The organism is Anoxybacillus flavithermus (assembly GCF_002742685.1).
In the GTDB taxonomy this organism is placed as follows: domain Bacteria; phylum Bacillota; class Bacilli; order Bacillales; family Anoxybacillaceae; genus Anoxybacillus; species Anoxybacillus flavithermus_E.
Genome location: NZ_PEDM01000034.1, coordinates 1 through 13856, shown reverse-complemented (window position 1 = coordinate 13856; position 13856 = coordinate 1). Strand labels below are relative to the sequence as shown.

Below are 13856 nucleotides of genomic sequence, written 5' to 3'. Positions count from 1 at the left end.
ATGTATGCACAGCTACTGCTTATCAAAATATTGAGCAAGCTCAACAATCATTGCCCCCATCCGTTCATGATCTGGTGCAATGACACGTGCAATCCCTTCTTCATGTAACGCTTCTTTTGTCACCTTCCCAACTGCAACAGCTACAACGTTATCGCCAAACGCTCGTTTAATTTCACGTATGTATCCCCATTCGTTCACAAACGAAAAGAAAAAACGCACTTGAATCGCTGATGTAAAACAAACCGCTTGCACAGACCGAGAAATGATTTCATCAACAAGTTGTTTCATCACATCAGGTGTAGGTGGAGTATGAAGATATGGCCATACTTCTTTATACAAAGCCCCTTGTTTAACTAAAAATTGTTGTAATGACGGAGCGGAATCTCCATAAAGCTGAACAACGACACGTTTGTCTGTCCACTCTACTGCCTTTAGCGCATGCACAAGACCTTGTGTTGTTCCGTCTTCTGCCGTTATGTGTGGACTTATGCCATATGTACGTAAAACGTTTGTCGTTTTATATCCACGCACCGCCACATGCGCTTGACGAATGGCTTGAAGAAACTTTTCTCCTATTCCCCACTCGTCTGCTTTTTTCATTAATGTGTCAACACCAATTCCTGTTGTAAAAATAAACCAGTCGTTTTGCTCATTCAAAATTCGGTAAAGTTGTTGCTTTAGCTCCTCATTAAAAAACATCGTTCCTTGGGCCGGACGAGAAAGAGGAATACCTCCTTGTTTGGTGATAAGTGTACTCATTTCCTCTATTTTACGAGAGGCACATAATGCAATTTTTTTATTCGTTAATGCTTTCTCAACCATTCTCTCATCTCCCTTTTTTCCCATCATACCACATAAAGATGCAAAATTGCGCAAAATTTGTAGAAACGTGACATAAAACATCGAACTATTATGTATTCACACCATCGTTCACTTTCTCTACAATGAAAAGAGATAATTCGACTTAAATATTCAAATAATTCAAAATATATGTCGAAAGGAGTGGCTTTTATATGCCCTCATTAATTAGAGAAGTATTGCTGAACTTATTTTTCATTATACTAGCATTATTGATCGTTCCGATTTGGCTTGAAGAACGCCGTATATCCGATTACGCAAAAACGATTTTGAAAACGATTGCCATCGGGATATGTATTATATTTTGTATGACTTTTCCTATACATATGACAAATGGTTTTATTTTTGATTTGCGTCAAGTGGCTATTTGGATCGGTGGTTTATATGGTGGAACGTTTTCTGCTCTTTTTCTTGCTATGACGACTATCATTTATCGAATGATTATTGGTGGCACAGAAGGTGTCATTGTAACACTGATCATTACCGTAATTCAAGTCATTATTTGTTTCTTTTTTTATCGAAAATTTCAAACGTCTTTGTCTTCGAAACAGCGAATAACTTCCATTACTATTTTATCAATCGGCACAGCTATTTTAACGATGGTACTTTCTAACATATGGATTGTTGATGAATATCAATTGTCACATATCATTTCAACATACTTTCCAGCGCAACCACTTGCCGCATTTTTAGGTGCTTACATTACTGAAACGATTCAAAAACATAGCGAACTTCGGCGGCGTATTGTCCGCGCTGAAAAAATGGAAGTCGTTGGACATTTAGCTGCTTCTATTTCACATGAGGTGCGTAACCCATTGACTGTATCGAGAGGATTTATGCAATTGCTACTCCAAAGCGAACGAATGAATTATAAAGATAAGCAATATATTCAAATCGCAATTGAAGAAATTGATCGTGCAGAAGCGATTATTACCGATTATTTAACGTTCGCAAAGCCTGCACCAGAACATGTTGAAAAATTAAACGTAAAAACAGAAATTGAGCGAGTCATTGATATTTTACGCCCCTTTGCCAACATGAGTAGCATTGAAATTCAAACATCTCTTGTTCCGTTTGCAGTGAAAGGAGAACGTCAAAAGTTTCAGCAATGTTTACTCAATGTAATGAAGAACGCCATTGAAGCGATGCCAAATGGAGGTACGTTGCGTATTAACGTATCGATCGATAAAGATTACGTACTTATTCATATTGGTGATACAGGGGTTGGCATGACAAAAGAGCAAATTGAACGTTTAGGAGAACCGTATTTTACAACAAAAGGAGCAAAAGGGACCGGTCTCGGAATGATGGTTGTATACCGTATTGTGGAAACAATGAAAGGTGATTTATTATTCATAGCGAAGTTGGTCACGGAACAGATGTATATATGTATTTTCCATCTTATTATAAGTCGGATATGGAACAATCATCAAAACGATCTCCATTTGAACAAGTTAGTTATTGACTTGTTCTTTCTTTTTTATTGATTATTTAGAACATAGTTTAATTAGTAAAAAGGCCGTATATCAAACGACCTTTTATAACTGCTTAGAAAATTCCTTACCAAACGCCATGCATAATTGTTTCTCTTCATTTGTTGGAGTCAATTCAATCTTCAATCCTTGGAGAACGACTTCAGCCCCTCGTTCTTGTAGCTTTTCCGTTAAAATGTCGACTGCCGCACCGTATTTTTCATAACTTGAATCGCACGAACCGAAAACAGCTGCTTTTTTACCCGTTAAATCTACATCATCTAATTCATCATAAAAATCCAAAAAATCATCTGGCAATTCACCATCCCCCCATGTGTACGCTCCAAGCAAAATACCGTCATATTTCTCAAGCTCTGTTGCTGTGGCGTCTAATACTTCTTTCACGTCTAACTCCACACCTTGTTCTCGAACACCTTCAGCAATCGCTTCTGCCATTTCTTCTGTATTGCCTGTCATGCTTGTAAATACCATGATTACTTTTGCCATCAGTAATCCCCCTATAAATATAATTGATAATTATTTTCAGTAAATATATTAATGATAATGATTATCTTTGTCAAATAGTTTTCATACAAAACGCGCGATTTTTCTCATCGCGCGCTTTGTATCTATTATTCTTTCACTTCTTTTTTCCAGAATCCAACCATGAATGCAGTCACAAGTGAACCGATGAAAATGGCAAGCACATATAACAATGGATTCCCTTTTACAATCGGGATAACAAAAATGCCGCCATGTGGTGCAGGAAGTCCAATACCAAACATCATCGTTAACGCCCCCGCAATGGCTGAACCGACGATAATGGAAGGAATGACACGTCCTGGATCAGCTGCCGCAAACGGAATAGCTCCTTCTGTAATAAACGAAGCACCCATAATATAGCACGTTTTTCCCGCTTCTCGCTCTGCTTTTGTAAATTTCTTTTTAAATAACGTCGTTGCGAGCGCCAATCCTAACGGTGGAACCATTCCACCGGCCATAATAGCTGCATGTGGTGCATAGTTCCCTGCATCAATCATCGCAATACCAAATGTAAACGCTGCTTTATTAATCGGTCCACCCATATCAACTGCCATCATTCCTCCAAGGATAAGACCGAGTAAAACGAGGTTGCCTGTTCCCATATTTTCAAGCCATGTTTTCATTCCTTCATTTAATGCTTTTACTGGATCAATAACGACATACATCATAATAAGTCCCGTTAGCAATATACCGAACAACGGATAAAGAAGAACAGGTTTAATTCCTTCAAGTGATTGCGGTAGGCGACTAAACCATTTTTTCAACCCTACAACGAGATAACCGGCTAAAAAGCCAGCGATAAGACCCCCTAAAAAACCAGCACCACCATTTGCTGCCATAAATCCCCCGACCATTCCGGGCGCAAACCCTGGACGATCAGCGATGCTCATCGCGATAAATCCAGCTAACACAGGAATCATAAGGGCAAAGGCACTACCACCACCGATGTCCATTAATGCCTTTGCAATCGGATGGAATGACGGGTCATTTGGATCAAACGCTTTAATACCGAAAATAAACGAGATCGCAATTAAAATACCGCCACCAACAACGAACGGAAGCATATTCGATACGCCGTTCATTAAATGTTTATAAAATCCTGTTCGTTCTTTTGATGCATATGAACGCTGTCCACCGCTTGCGCGATAAATTGGTGCCTCTTGTTTTAAGGCTCGATCAATGAGTTGCTCTGGTTTACGAATCGCATCGGCAACAGGTACTTGGATGACATGTTTTCCATCAAATCGATCCATCTCTACTTGCTTATCTGCTGCAACGATAATGGCGACCGCTTCTTCAATTTCTTGTTGTGTTAATTCATTTTTCACACCACTTGAACCGTTTGTTTCTACTTTTATATCTACTCCCATTTCTTTTGCTTTTGCCTTTAAGGCGTCAGCAGCCATATACGTATGCGCAATTCCTGTCGGACAAGCCGTAACAGCTAACACTTTTTTCTTTCCATATAGTTGTTTTTCTTCTGTCACCATTTCTCCCTCCTTTTCTTGAATCGCCTGAATGATCTGTTGCTTTGTCGAAGCGTTTTCAATTTTTGAACGAAATGATGCATCCATTAACAATGTGGACAAGCGAGATAGCGCTTCCAAATGTGTGTTATTTGCTCCTTCAGGTGCGGCAATCATAAAAAACAAATGGCTTCGTTTTCCGTCTAACGCATCGTAATCAATTCCTTCTTTCGAACGTCCAAAAACAACGGCTGGAGTGCGCACCGCTTTTGTTTTTGCGTGAGGGATGGCAATTCCTTCACCAATCCCTGTTGTGCTTTGCGCTTCGCGAGCAAAAATTGCTTCAATAAACGTTTGACGATTGTGTAACTTTCCTGTCTTCTCAAGAACGTCTACTAATTCTTCAATCACTTCTCTTTTTGTTTGGGCTTTTAAGTCAAGAATAATTGTGTCTTCTGTCAACAAATCTGTTATTCTCATACACGATCCTCCATTCGTGTGATGTTTACTTTGTCGAGCAAGCGATGAACTTCTTCTTCTGTACATAAATCTTCAGAAAACGCCGTCGCACTCCCAGCGGCAACACTATAACGAAACGCTTCTTCAAGCGATGCTTCGTTCACGTATGCAGCTAAAAATCCTGCTACCATCGAATCACCGGCACCAACGGAATTTTTTACTATTCCTTTTGGAGCTTGAGCCACTAATATGACATCTTTATGGAACAAGATGGCCCCATCTCCAGCAAGGGAAACGATGACATGTTGCACACCATTGTCAACTAGTTTTTTTCCATATTCAATGATTTGATGGTGACTATGAATATGTGCCCCAAACAATTCTCCAAGCTCCATTTGGTTCGGTTTCAGTAAAAACGGCTCATATGCAACGGCTTGTTTCAATGCATTGCCACTCGTATCAACAACAACAGCAACCCGTCGCTTTTTTGCTTCTTCCATCATCGTGACGTAAAATGTATCATCTACTGATGGAGGAAGACTTCCTGCTAAAACGAGTATATCTCCTTTTTTTAATTGCTTAATTTTAGAAATTAACGCTTCTTTATGTTCGCCGCTAATGACCGGTCCTTCCCCATTTATTTCCGTTTCTTTTTCCCCTTTTAACTTAATGTTTAGTCGCGTTTGTCCAGGTACAGCAATAAAATCTGTTAAAATATGCTCTCTTTTCAATTCATCAGCAATAAACTGACCTGTAAATCCACCAATAAACCCGAGAGCAATATTATGAACATGTAGTCGCTTCAATACGCGTGATACATTAATCCCTTTTCCGCCCGGAAAATATGCTGTTTTTGATGCCCGATTTAATTTTCCAAGTTCGATCTGTTGTGCTTTCACAACATAATCGACGGAAGGATTTAACGTACATGTATAAATCATGATTTCACAACCTCTACTGTCGTTTTTGCTTCATACATTGCTAGCAACTCTTCATCCGTTTCATTCGTAATCATCGTTGCCTCTTGTAATGGGGCAATTTTCGCAAATGTGCTTTCATTCAGTTTCGAGTGATCTGCCAACACAAAAGCTTGTTGTGATAAATGAATAGCGGTTTGTTTTATAAGCGCTTCTTCCGGATCTGGAGTTGTATAACCAAAATCAATATGAACGCCATTTACACCGATAAAACATTTGTCAAAACTATACTGTTGCAACGAGTGAATAGCTCCACGCCCGATTAACGCATTTGTTTTTTTCTTAATGATTCCTCCAACAAGATACGTTGGGATGTCTTTTTCCAACAGCGCTTCAATATGCATAATGCCGTTCGTTACGACGACGATATTTTTTGCTTCGATATAAGGGATCATCTGTAATGTTGTCGTTCCTGCATCTAAATAAATACAATCACCATCTTGAATAAGACTCGCTGCGTATTTTCCAATGAGCTGTTTTTCATGAATGTTTTTGGTCGACTTTTCAAAAACGCTCAACTCTTCTCTTTTTTGTTGCAACAACGCAGCGCCACCATGAACGCGCTTTAATTTTTTTTCTTTTTCTAGTTGGCTTAAATCACGTCGAATCGTCGATTCCGAACATTGTGTTGCTTCGACCAATTCATGTAACTTAACTACTTCTTTTTCTTGCAACAACTGCAAAATAATGCGATGTCTTTCTGGTGTTAACAATTTTACACCTCCTTTTTTAAATCGCTTACATCTTTATCATACCGAAGGATCATCTAAAAATCAATCAAATTCATTCAATTTTATTCGAAAACTATCATTAATTTTTCACATATCATTCAAAAACAATCATATTTCAGAAAAATAAAAAAACTACCTCACGGTGAGACAGTTTCATTTTTTATTGATTATTTAGAACATAGTTTTATTTATAGAAAAACCGACTGCCCAAAAGACAGCCGGTTTGACTCTTTATTTAAACATTTGGGCAGCGCGAACTGCTTTTTTCCATCCAGCATATAAATGTTGGCGAACATCGGTAGACATTTTCGGTTCGAAGGCACGATCAATATTCCACTGCTTCGCAATCTCTTCTCTGCTTCCCCAATATCCAACCGCAAGTCCTGCCAAATAAGCAGCACCGAGAGCAGTTGTTTCGTTCACAATCGGTCTCTCAACTGGTACGCCAAGAATATCGCTTTGAAATTGCATTAAGAAGTTATTTTTTACTGCCCCACCATCAACACGTAATGTTGTTAACGTAATGCCCGCATCTGCTTCCATTGCTTTTAATACATCTTTCGTTTGGTATGCAAGTGACTCAAGCGTTGCGCGAATAAAGTGCTCTTTTGTCGTTCCGCGTGTCAAACCAAATACCGCTCCTCGTACATCGCTATCCCAATATGGTGTCCCAAGTCCTACAAACGCTGGTACCACATATACACCATCTGTTGATTGTACTTTCGTTGCATATACTTCACTATCTTTTGCTTCTTTAATCATCCGTAATCCGTCACGCAACCATTGAATGGCAGATCCAGCAACAAAAATGCTTCCTTCTAACGCATATTCGACTTTTCCATCGACTCCCCATGCAATTGTCGTTAATAAACCGTGTTTAGACTGAACTGCTTTTTCGCCCGTATTCATTAACATAAAGCAACCTGTACCGTATGTGTTTTTCGCCATTCCTTGTTCAAAGCATGCTTGCCCGAACAAAGCTGCCTGTTGATCTCCTGCAATACCAGCAATCGGCACTTCTTGCCCAAAGAAATGGTACGGTGCTGTATGTGCGTAAATTTCTGAAGATGGCCGAACATCCGGTAGCATTGCTTTTGGCACTTGTAAAATGCCGAGTAGTTCATCATCCCATCTTTGTTCATAAATATTGAACATTAACGTTCTTGAAGCGTTAGAGTAGTCTGTCACATGCACTTTTCCACCAGATAGTTTCCAAGTAAGCCATGTATCAATCGTCCCAAATAACAACCCCCCTCGTTCCGCTTTTTCACGTGCTCCTTCGACATGATCTAAAATCCATTTCACTTTCGTTCCCGAAAAGTAGGCGTCAATGAGCAAACCTGTTTTTTCGCGAAACACATCATCATATCCGGCTTGTTTCAATTGCTCGCAAATTTGTGTGGTTTGGCGCGATTGCCATACAATGGCGTTATAAATCGGTTGTCCTGTTTGTTTGTCCCATACGACCGTTGTTTCACGTTGGTTTGTAATACCGATTGCGGCGATTTGCTTTGGTTCAACAGCTGCCTCTGACAATACTGTTGCAATGACAGCTAAAATCGAACCCCAAATTTCATTCGGATTATGCTCAACCCATCCTGGTTGAGGAAAATGTTGTGTAAACTCTTTTTGTGCAATATGAACAATTTCCCCTTTTTGATTAAATAAAATAGCACGTGAGCTCGTTGTTCCTTGATCAAGAGCTAAAATGTACATACACCTATCCCCCTTGCAAAAAAAGACCCACACCGCAATCAATAAAAATGCGTGTGAGTCTCCGTTTCTCCGTCACTAACATGATGAACTTACTATAAGACTAATCGATTTTGAAAACGCTGTCAATATATTTATTACGGAGCAAAAAACCGCCAAAGCTCGATATTTGATGTCGTTACCGCAACAGCTCCTGCAGCAAGCGCTGCCTCAACCTCCGTTTCGTTTTCTATTAATCCTCCAGCAATAATTTTTTTCCCGGTTCGTTCATGAAGTTGGGAGATAACTTTCGGGACAACACCAGGTAGTACTTCAATATAATCGGGATTTGTTTTTTCTACAAGTTGAACGCTTCGTTCAAAGGCGTTCGAATCAATAATAAATGTGCGTTGAATCGCAACAACACCTTTTTGCTTTGCTTTCGTAATCACACTACTTTTTGTTGAGATCAGTCCGTATGGTTTAACGAGTTGGCATAAAAATTCTGTCGCATATTCATCGCTTTTTAACCCTTGAATTAAGTCAACGTGAAGAAACATTTTTTTCCCATGTTCATTTGCATATGTATACACACTTTTCAACATACCGATATGAATGTCTAAAAACACCCCGTATTCATAATTCATTTTTAATAGCTTATCAAAATCTTTCATCGAACGTACTGCTGGCAAAATACGTTGCCCGTTCATCCTTCCATCACCTTCACATAAAATGTACGTGTTCTCGGTCCATCGAACTCGCAAAAATAAATGCCTTGCCATGTTCCGAGAAGCAACTGACCTTTTGTGACAATGACATGCGCAGATGATCCAACCGTGCTTGCTTTCATATGAGCAGCTGTGTTTCCTTCACTATGCCGATCGAGAGAATGATACCATGGATACAATTCATCAAAACGGCGAATCATGTCCCTTTTAACATCTGGATCAGCATTTTCATTAATCGTGATTCCTGCTGTCGTATGTGGACAATAAACAACAACAACTCCTTCTTGTATACCACTCTCTGTAATAAAGGATTGAACAAGTGAAGTAATGTCTACAAACTCATCTCGCTTCGTTGTTTGAATCGTCCATCGTTTCATCATCATGCCCTCCCACCTTTATCCTCATATATTTATGATCATACATATTTTCACAATTGTTTTCTATAAAAAATTCATCTATTGGCGACTATAACATAAATAAAGCCCAGACTTTACTGGACTTTATTCATACACATGATGAGAAGGGATAATATAATCTACCGAAATCACAGGCAAATCGTGCTGTTCTACTGAAGCTACAATTAACCCCTGCTTGCTTACAATACCGAATTGTTCTTTTTGTTGATCAAATGCTGCTTCACCAAATGCTAAAATCGTTTGATATAACTTTTCTTGATCAACTTTTTGCTTCCGTACATGATTGCTTAACTTAATGATCACTTCTTTTCCACGAATTTGACCACGATACATGCCGCTCACTCCCTTTCTATACTACTTACTGTTAATGTTATGCACTGATTACAAAAATCCTCCTCTAAAAAAATTTTTTGAAAAAATCGCCTTTTTGTCTTGACTCTTCCTCATGATTCGTGTATAGTCTAATTATCATCTAACTGAATATATGTCCTGCACCGATTGGTTGCTGTGAGTATATTCCGTTATATGAAAAATTTTTTTATTAGCCTATTCGGTTAAAAGGTATTAGGAGGATTCAGTATTATGCAAAACGGTAAAGTAAAATGGTTTAACAATGAAAAGGGTTACGGATTCATCGAAGTTGAAGGTGGAGACGATGTATTCGTACACTTCACAGCAATCCAAGGTGAAGGCTACAAGACGTTAGAAGAAGGTCAAGCTGTTTCTTTTGAAATCGTTCAAGGAAACCGTGGTCCTCAAGCTGCAAACGTAGTGAAATTATAATCGTCTGAGATGATTCATATATAGCTCGACGAAAAGACCAGCATATTGCTGGTCTTTTTTATTACATACTCTCCTCTTTTTACACAAATACTACAAGCGAGGAGGGATGACGATGACGCAAAATCCAAAAAAGCCACATCTTCAATCAAATAGCGTATTTACGAAAATTGAAGATGCACATTTAGCGGTTGAATCGGCAAAAAAGATGGTTGCAGCGGCAACGATGAGCCTAGATGAACACGCTTTTAATCATGCAAAACAAGCGATTGAAAATGCCAAAGAAGCGATTACACGTGCCAAAACAAGCATGCAAGATCCCTTGCTTTTGCAGTGCGAAAAAGAACTAGCAGACGCATACCATCAATTAGCGGAAACGATGAATCATATGTAGCAACAAGGTGTCCCACATACTTGGGGCACCTTGTTACGTTTTTTGCTTCACAAGCAACTGACCGTATTGTTGGATTTTTTCTCCTACTGTACATGTTTGAATGCAAAACGATTGCGCATACGACTTTCCGCACTCTTTACGAAACGTTCTCTTTACAAAACAACCTTCGCAATACGTATCAAATAATTCATTTAACCGAAGCAACACGTCTTTTCGATTCATCATTTGCACTCCAACCGTATTGTACTCCTAATCATCGTTCCCTGAAGCGCTTGTGTGGCTAACTGATCCGCTTCACTATTTTCTTTTCTATTAATGGGTTCATAAATTGGAGAAATACGAAGCTTCTTCATTTTTTGCTCAATTCGCTCCACCCATCTCCCCTCGTGTGAAAATACAGGCCAATCATTAGACAATTGATGCAATACAACATGCGCATCCCCGCGGAATACAACAGGCAAATGATGAACACCAAGATGCTCGAGTTGTTCGAGTAAAAAATAAAATGCCGCATACTCAGCTTCATTATTTGACTGCAATTCATCTAACTGCGCATTTGCTCGCATGCGAAATTGTTCACCGTTTTGTTTATAATAAATAACAATGCCAACCCCTGCTTTTTTCGATTGTCGATCAAAACCGCCATCAAAATAAGAAATCACATCATGCGGCTCCGTTTCAATTTCTTTCATTAGCTTGATTAACTCCTTTTTCGTCCACGCCACACCACTTGCATCATAAAATAAAAGTTGTTTGACTCTCCCTGTTTTTTCTATATCCTCAGCAAAAATTAAAGCCTCCGTCACTTCCATTTCTTTTGATGTCCACACCGTTTCCTTTTTTTTCGGTGTTACATATGTCCACTCCATAAACACCTTCATATTGCTCACCTTTTCTTTTTATTTTATTATAACAGTTTAGACAAAAAATGATGTCAGTTGTATAATATCGTTTGTGTCTTTATATTTTCATACGAGGAGGGATCACGATGTTTAACGAAATACTCGGTCTTTTTTCTGCCATCGTCACATTTTCACTTGTGTTGCTCATTTATCGTTTCTTTGGTCGCTCAGGTTTATTCGTATGGATTGGCTTTTCTACTGTTGTCGCTAATTTACAAGTCGTTAAAACGGTTGAATTGCTTGGTATGACAGCTACACTTGGAAACGTCATGTACGGGACCGCTTTTTTAGTGACAGACATTTTGAGTGAAAAATACGGAAAAAAAGAAGCACAAAAAGCGGTATGGCTCGGCTTTTTTACACTTATTTCACTCACAATCGTCATGCAAATCGCTTTATTATTTAAGCCGCATGCGAGCGACTTTGCTCAACCAGCTTTAGAAACGATCTTTGGTTTGTTACCACGTATCGCAGTTGGTAGTTTGCTTGCTTTTTTAATTAGTCAATCGCTTGATGTTCACTTATTTCATTGGTTTAAAAAGAAGTTTCCGCGCGATTCTCAACTTTGGATTCGTAATAACGGAAGCACAATGATTAGCCAATTGATTGACACACTCGTTTTCACATCCATTGCATTTCTCGGTGTATTCCCATTGCATGATTGGATACAAATTTTTATTACGACGTATGTACTAAAATGGATTGTTGCAATGTTAGATACACCTTTTGTGTATTTTGCAAAAAAAATATCTCCAAAATATACAGAATGATGGTAAAATGTTGTATGGGACTTCGGTCTTATACAACATTTTTTGTAAAGGAGAGTCAAATGAAATATAAAGCTGACGTTAGTTTATTATTTGTTGCATTTGTTTGGGGTGCTACGTTTGTTGTCGTTCAAAACGCCATTTCTTTTTTACCTCCATTGATGTTTAATGGCATACGTTTTGCGATCGCAAGTGTATTGTTATGGATTTGGGTATTTATCTTCGAACGCAAGCCTCTAGATCGACAACTCGTTCGCGCTGGATTGATTCTTGGCATATGGTTATGTCTTGGATATGCCTTTCAAACGATTGGCTTATTATATACAACTTCATCAAAAGCTGGATTCATTACCGGATTAAATGTTGTTATCGTTCCTTTCCTTTCACTTATCATTTTAAAACAAAAACCTTCGTTTAACGCCGTTCTCGGAAGCGTACTCGCTACATGCGGACTATATCTTTTAACCGCAAGCGGAGATATGTCGATCAATAAAGGGGATGTGTTCGTCTTTTTATGCGCTATCGCTTTTGCGCTACATATCGTAACGACAAGTATATATGCAACAAAATTTTCATCTATCCTACTAACTACTGTTCAAGTTCAAATTGTATCTATCGTTTGTTTTGTATGTTCATATTGGTTTGAAGATTGGTCTCTTATTTCGCTCAACACTTTTTTTGAATTTGATGTATGGATGGCTCTACTCATTACTGCACTGTTTGCAACAACGATTGCTTTCTTTATCCAAACACATTTCCAAAAATATACATCCCCAACGCGTGTTGCTTTAATTTTTGCTCTCGAACCTGTTTTTGCCGCTGTAACTGCATATATATGGAATGATGAACACCTTCAACAAGCCGCTTTATTTGGAGCTGGGCTTATTTTATTCGGGATGGTGTTATCCGAACTCCCTCAACATATATGGCAAAGAAAAAAGAGCGCTCGCCTTTCATAACGAGCGCTTCCATCTACTTATTACGTAAGCTAATCCTCCTGTAACAATACCAAGAAACGCCCCACCAATGACTTCAATGGGTTGATGACCAAGCCGTTCGCGCAATAACTCCTCTTTTCGATCAAGCTTACCACCATCAAGAGCTCCTTTTATCTTTTCGATCTCTTCAGTTAATTCATTCACACGAATAGCTAGTTCCCCTGCTTGATGACGTACCCCTTGAGCATCATACATAACAATTAAGCCAAAAATGGTTGCAAGGGCAAAATCTATACTCTGTACTCCTCTTTTTAAAGCAACATATGTGGCAAGTGAAGCAACTCCTGCGGAATGCGAACTTGGCATACCACCTGTCTCGAAAAAAAGTGACCAATCCCATTTTTTTGTTTTTCTTTTCGCCAATGGAATTTTTAAAAATTGCGCTAACGCAATTGTACATAGTGCTGTTTGAATGGCTCGATTCATGTCACTGCCTCCTCTTATATATATTTTTCGAAAAAGACGGATACAATATACGCAGGAGGTGGACATGATGAGTAAAAATAACGGAAGAAATCGTGGACAAAACGCTCCAAGCGTCAATCCACAAGGATATGATGCCACATTTACTCCTGATCCAAAAAGTGCACTAGAAAACGCAGCGAAAAAAGACGAACAATCGAGTAGGAGGAGGTGATTAACCTCCGTCCTCTCACACCACCGTACGTACGGT

17 protein-coding genes and 1 pseudogene are annotated in these 13856 nt (G+C 39.0%); 6 read left to right on the top strand and 12 right to left on the bottom strand.

The genetic code is table 11. The features are described from left to right. Window positions 1-12 precede the first annotated feature (12 nt). Window positions 13-846: a uroporphyrinogen-III synthase gene (locus tag CS060_RS12030; RefSeq protein WP_052025639.1), complete on the bottom strand. Its 834-nt coding sequence runs from the start codon at window positions 844-846 to the stop codon at window positions 13-15. A gap of 167 nt (window positions 847-1013) precedes the next feature. Here CS060_RS12030 and CS060_RS12025 point away from each other — a divergent pair. Next, window positions 1014-2323, top strand: a pseudogene (locus tag CS060_RS12025) (sensor histidine kinase). 73 nt (window positions 2324-2396) lie between these two features. On the opposite strand, the gene CS060_RS12020 reads toward CS060_RS12025, so the two are convergent. The 8 genes from CS060_RS12020 to CS060_RS11985 all read right to left on the bottom strand — a co-directional run bounded on the left by CS060_RS12020 (window position 2397) and on the right by CS060_RS11985 (window position 9675). Continuing rightward, entirely contained in the window at window positions 2397-2837 is a 441-nt protein-coding gene (locus tag CS060_RS12020) for a flavodoxin (RefSeq protein WP_035049854.1), read from the bottom strand. A 125-nt stretch (window positions 2838-2962) separates the two neighbouring features. Further along, window positions 2963-4819 carry a PTS fructose transporter subunit IIABC gene (locus tag CS060_RS12015; RefSeq protein WP_035049856.1) on the bottom strand — a complete coding sequence of 619 codons (1857 nt, stop codon included), beginning with the start codon at window positions 4817-4819 and terminating at the stop codon, window positions 2963-2965. Beyond that, on the bottom strand, window positions 4816-5739 hold the full coding sequence (pfkB, locus tag CS060_RS12010; protein WP_099669004.1) for a 1-phosphofructokinase: 924 nt from the start codon (window positions 5737-5739) through the stop codon (window positions 4816-4818). Before pfkB ends, CS060_RS12015 begins: the two co-directional genes overlap by 4 nt. After that, complete coding sequence (locus tag CS060_RS12005) at window positions 5736-6488, bottom strand: DeoR/GlpR family DNA-binding transcription regulator (RefSeq protein WP_006318358.1); 753 nt, start codon at window positions 6486-6488, stop codon at window positions 5736-5738. The genes pfkB and CS060_RS12005 overlap by 4 nt, the downstream gene beginning before the upstream one ends. 249 nt (window positions 6489-6737) lie before the next feature. Beyond that, complete coding sequence (gene glpK / locus CS060_RS12000) at window positions 6738-8222, bottom strand: glycerol kinase GlpK (protein WP_035049857.1); 1485 nt, start codon at window positions 8220-8222, stop codon at window positions 6738-6740. A 134-nt stretch (window positions 8223-8356) separates the two neighbouring features. Then, the gene (locus CS060_RS11995; protein WP_035050800.1) at window positions 8357-8908 is read right to left on the bottom strand and encodes a glycerol-3-phosphate responsive antiterminator; all 552 of its coding nucleotides are present in this window, start codon (window positions 8906-8908) and stop codon (window positions 8357-8359) included. After that, window positions 8905-9306 carry a secondary thiamine-phosphate synthase enzyme YjbQ gene (locus tag CS060_RS11990; protein ID WP_035050799.1) on the bottom strand — a complete coding sequence of 134 codons (402 nt, stop codon included), beginning with the start codon at window positions 9304-9306 and terminating at the stop codon, window positions 8905-8907. Before CS060_RS11990 ends, CS060_RS11995 begins: the two co-directional genes overlap by 4 nt. A 120-nt stretch (window positions 9307-9426) precedes the next feature. Further along, a complete protein-coding gene (locus CS060_RS11985; RefSeq protein WP_035050798.1) occupies window positions 9427-9675 on the bottom strand; it encodes a hypothetical protein in 249 nt (82 codons plus the stop codon). A 249-nt stretch (window positions 9676-9924) separates the two neighbouring features. Between CS060_RS11985 and cspD the strand changes: the two genes are divergently transcribed. Both cspD and CS060_RS11975 read left to right on the top strand, forming a co-directional pair. Then, window positions 9925-10125, top strand: coding sequence for a cold-shock protein CspD (gene cspD, locus CS060_RS11980; RefSeq protein ID WP_003398931.1), 201 nt, complete (start codon window positions 9925-9927; stop codon window positions 10123-10125). 112 nt (window positions 10126-10237) lie between these two features. Next, window positions 10238-10516 carry a DUF2564 family protein gene (locus CS060_RS11975; RefSeq protein WP_035050797.1) on the top strand — a complete coding sequence of 93 codons (279 nt, stop codon included), beginning with the start codon at window positions 10238-10240 and terminating at the stop codon, window positions 10514-10516. Window positions 10517-10549: 33 nt separating this feature from the next. Here the strand turns inward: CS060_RS11975 and CS060_RS11970 are convergent, their stop codons facing one another. Together CS060_RS11970 and CS060_RS11965 are read right to left on the bottom strand one after the other, a co-directional pair. After that, on the bottom strand, window positions 10550-10738 hold the full coding sequence (locus CS060_RS11970; RefSeq protein ID WP_035050796.1) for a zinc-finger domain-containing protein: 189 nt from the start codon (window positions 10736-10738) through the stop codon (window positions 10550-10552). Beyond that, window positions 10738-11385, bottom strand: coding sequence for a ribonuclease H family protein (locus CS060_RS11965; RefSeq protein WP_082180346.1), 648 nt, complete (start codon window positions 11383-11385; stop codon window positions 10738-10740). Before CS060_RS11965 ends, CS060_RS11970 begins: the two co-directional genes overlap by 1 nt. A 119-nt stretch (window positions 11386-11504) precedes the next feature. Here CS060_RS11965 and CS060_RS11960 point away from each other — a divergent pair, with 119 nt between their 5' ends. Both CS060_RS11960 and CS060_RS11955 read left to right on the top strand, forming a co-directional pair. Continuing rightward, a complete protein-coding gene (locus tag CS060_RS11960) occupies window positions 11505-12188 on the top strand; it encodes a queuosine precursor transporter (RefSeq protein WP_099669003.1) in 684 nt (227 codons plus the stop codon). A gap of 59 nt (window positions 12189-12247) precedes the next feature. Continuing rightward, the gene (locus tag CS060_RS11955; protein WP_035050794.1) at window positions 12248-13144 is read left to right on the top strand and encodes a DMT family transporter; all 897 of its coding nucleotides are present in this window, start codon (window positions 12248-12250) and stop codon (window positions 13142-13144) included. Here CS060_RS11955 and CS060_RS11950 read toward each other — a convergent pair. Continuing rightward, window positions 13139-13609, bottom strand: coding sequence for a divergent PAP2 family protein (locus CS060_RS11950; RefSeq protein ID WP_035050793.1), 471 nt, complete (start codon window positions 13607-13609; stop codon window positions 13139-13141). The genes CS060_RS11955 and CS060_RS11950 overlap by 6 nt on opposite strands. A gap of 67 nt (window positions 13610-13676) precedes the next feature. On the opposite strand from CS060_RS11950, the gene CS060_RS11945 reads away from it, so the two are divergent. After that, the gene (locus CS060_RS11945) at window positions 13677-13820 is read left to right on the top strand and encodes a spore protein (protein ID WP_035050792.1); all 144 of its coding nucleotides are present in this window, start codon (window positions 13677-13679) and stop codon (window positions 13818-13820) included. Window positions 13821-13856: the final 36 nt, after the last annotated feature.

Coding starts and splice junctions, on each gene's coding strand:
- CS060_RS11985 (WP_035050798.1), bottom strand. CDS start 9,675: ATGTATCGTGGTCAAATTCGTGGAAAAGAAGTGATCATTAAGTTAAGC.
- CS060_RS11955 (WP_035050794.1), top strand. CDS start 12,248: ATGAAATATAAAGCTGACGTTAGTTTATTATTTGTTGCATTTGTTTGG.
- cspD (WP_003398931.1), top strand. CDS start 9,925: ATGCAAAACGGTAAAGTAAAATGGTTTAACAATGAAAAGGGTTACGGA.
- CS060_RS11960 (WP_099669003.1), top strand. CDS start 11,505: ATGTTTAACGAAATACTCGGTCTTTTTTCTGCCATCGTCACATTTTCA.
- CS060_RS12030 (WP_052025639.1), bottom strand. CDS start 846: ATGGGAAAAAAGGGAGATGAGAGAATGGTTGAGAAAGCATTAACGAAT.
- CS060_RS11970 (WP_035050796.1), bottom strand. CDS start 10,738: ATGAATCGAAAAGACGTGTTGCTTCGGTTAAATGAATTATTTGATACG.
- CS060_RS12015 (WP_035049856.1), bottom strand. CDS start 4,819: ATGAGAATAACAGATTTGTTGACAGAAGACACAATTATTCTTGACTTA.
- pfkB (WP_099669004.1), bottom strand. CDS start 5,739: ATGATTTATACATGTACGTTAAATCCTTCCGTCGATTATGTTGTGAAA.
- CS060_RS11975 (WP_035050797.1), top strand. CDS start 10,238: ATGACGCAAAATCCAAAAAAGCCACATCTTCAATCAAATAGCGTATTT.
- CS060_RS11965 (WP_082180346.1), bottom strand. CDS start 11,385: ATGGAGTGGACATATGTAACACCGAAAAAAAAGGAAACGGTGTGGACA.
- CS060_RS11995 (WP_035050800.1), bottom strand. CDS start 8,908: ATGAACGGGCAACGTATTTTGCCAGCAGTACGTTCGATGAAAGATTTT.
- glpK (WP_035049857.1), bottom strand. CDS start 8,222: ATGTACATTTTAGCTCTTGATCAAGGAACAACGAGCTCACGTGCTATT.
- CS060_RS11945 (WP_035050792.1), top strand. CDS start 13,677: ATGAGTAAAAATAACGGAAGAAATCGTGGACAAAACGCTCCAAGCGTC.
- CS060_RS11990 (WP_035050799.1), bottom strand. CDS start 9,306: ATGATGAAACGATGGACGATTCAAACAACGAAGCGAGATGAGTTTGTA.
- CS060_RS12020 (WP_035049854.1), bottom strand. CDS start 2,837: ATGGCAAAAGTAATCATGGTATTTACAAGCATGACAGGCAATACAGAA.
- CS060_RS11950 (WP_035050793.1), bottom strand. CDS start 13,609: ATGAATCGAGCCATTCAAACAGCACTATGTACAATTGCGTTAGCGCAA.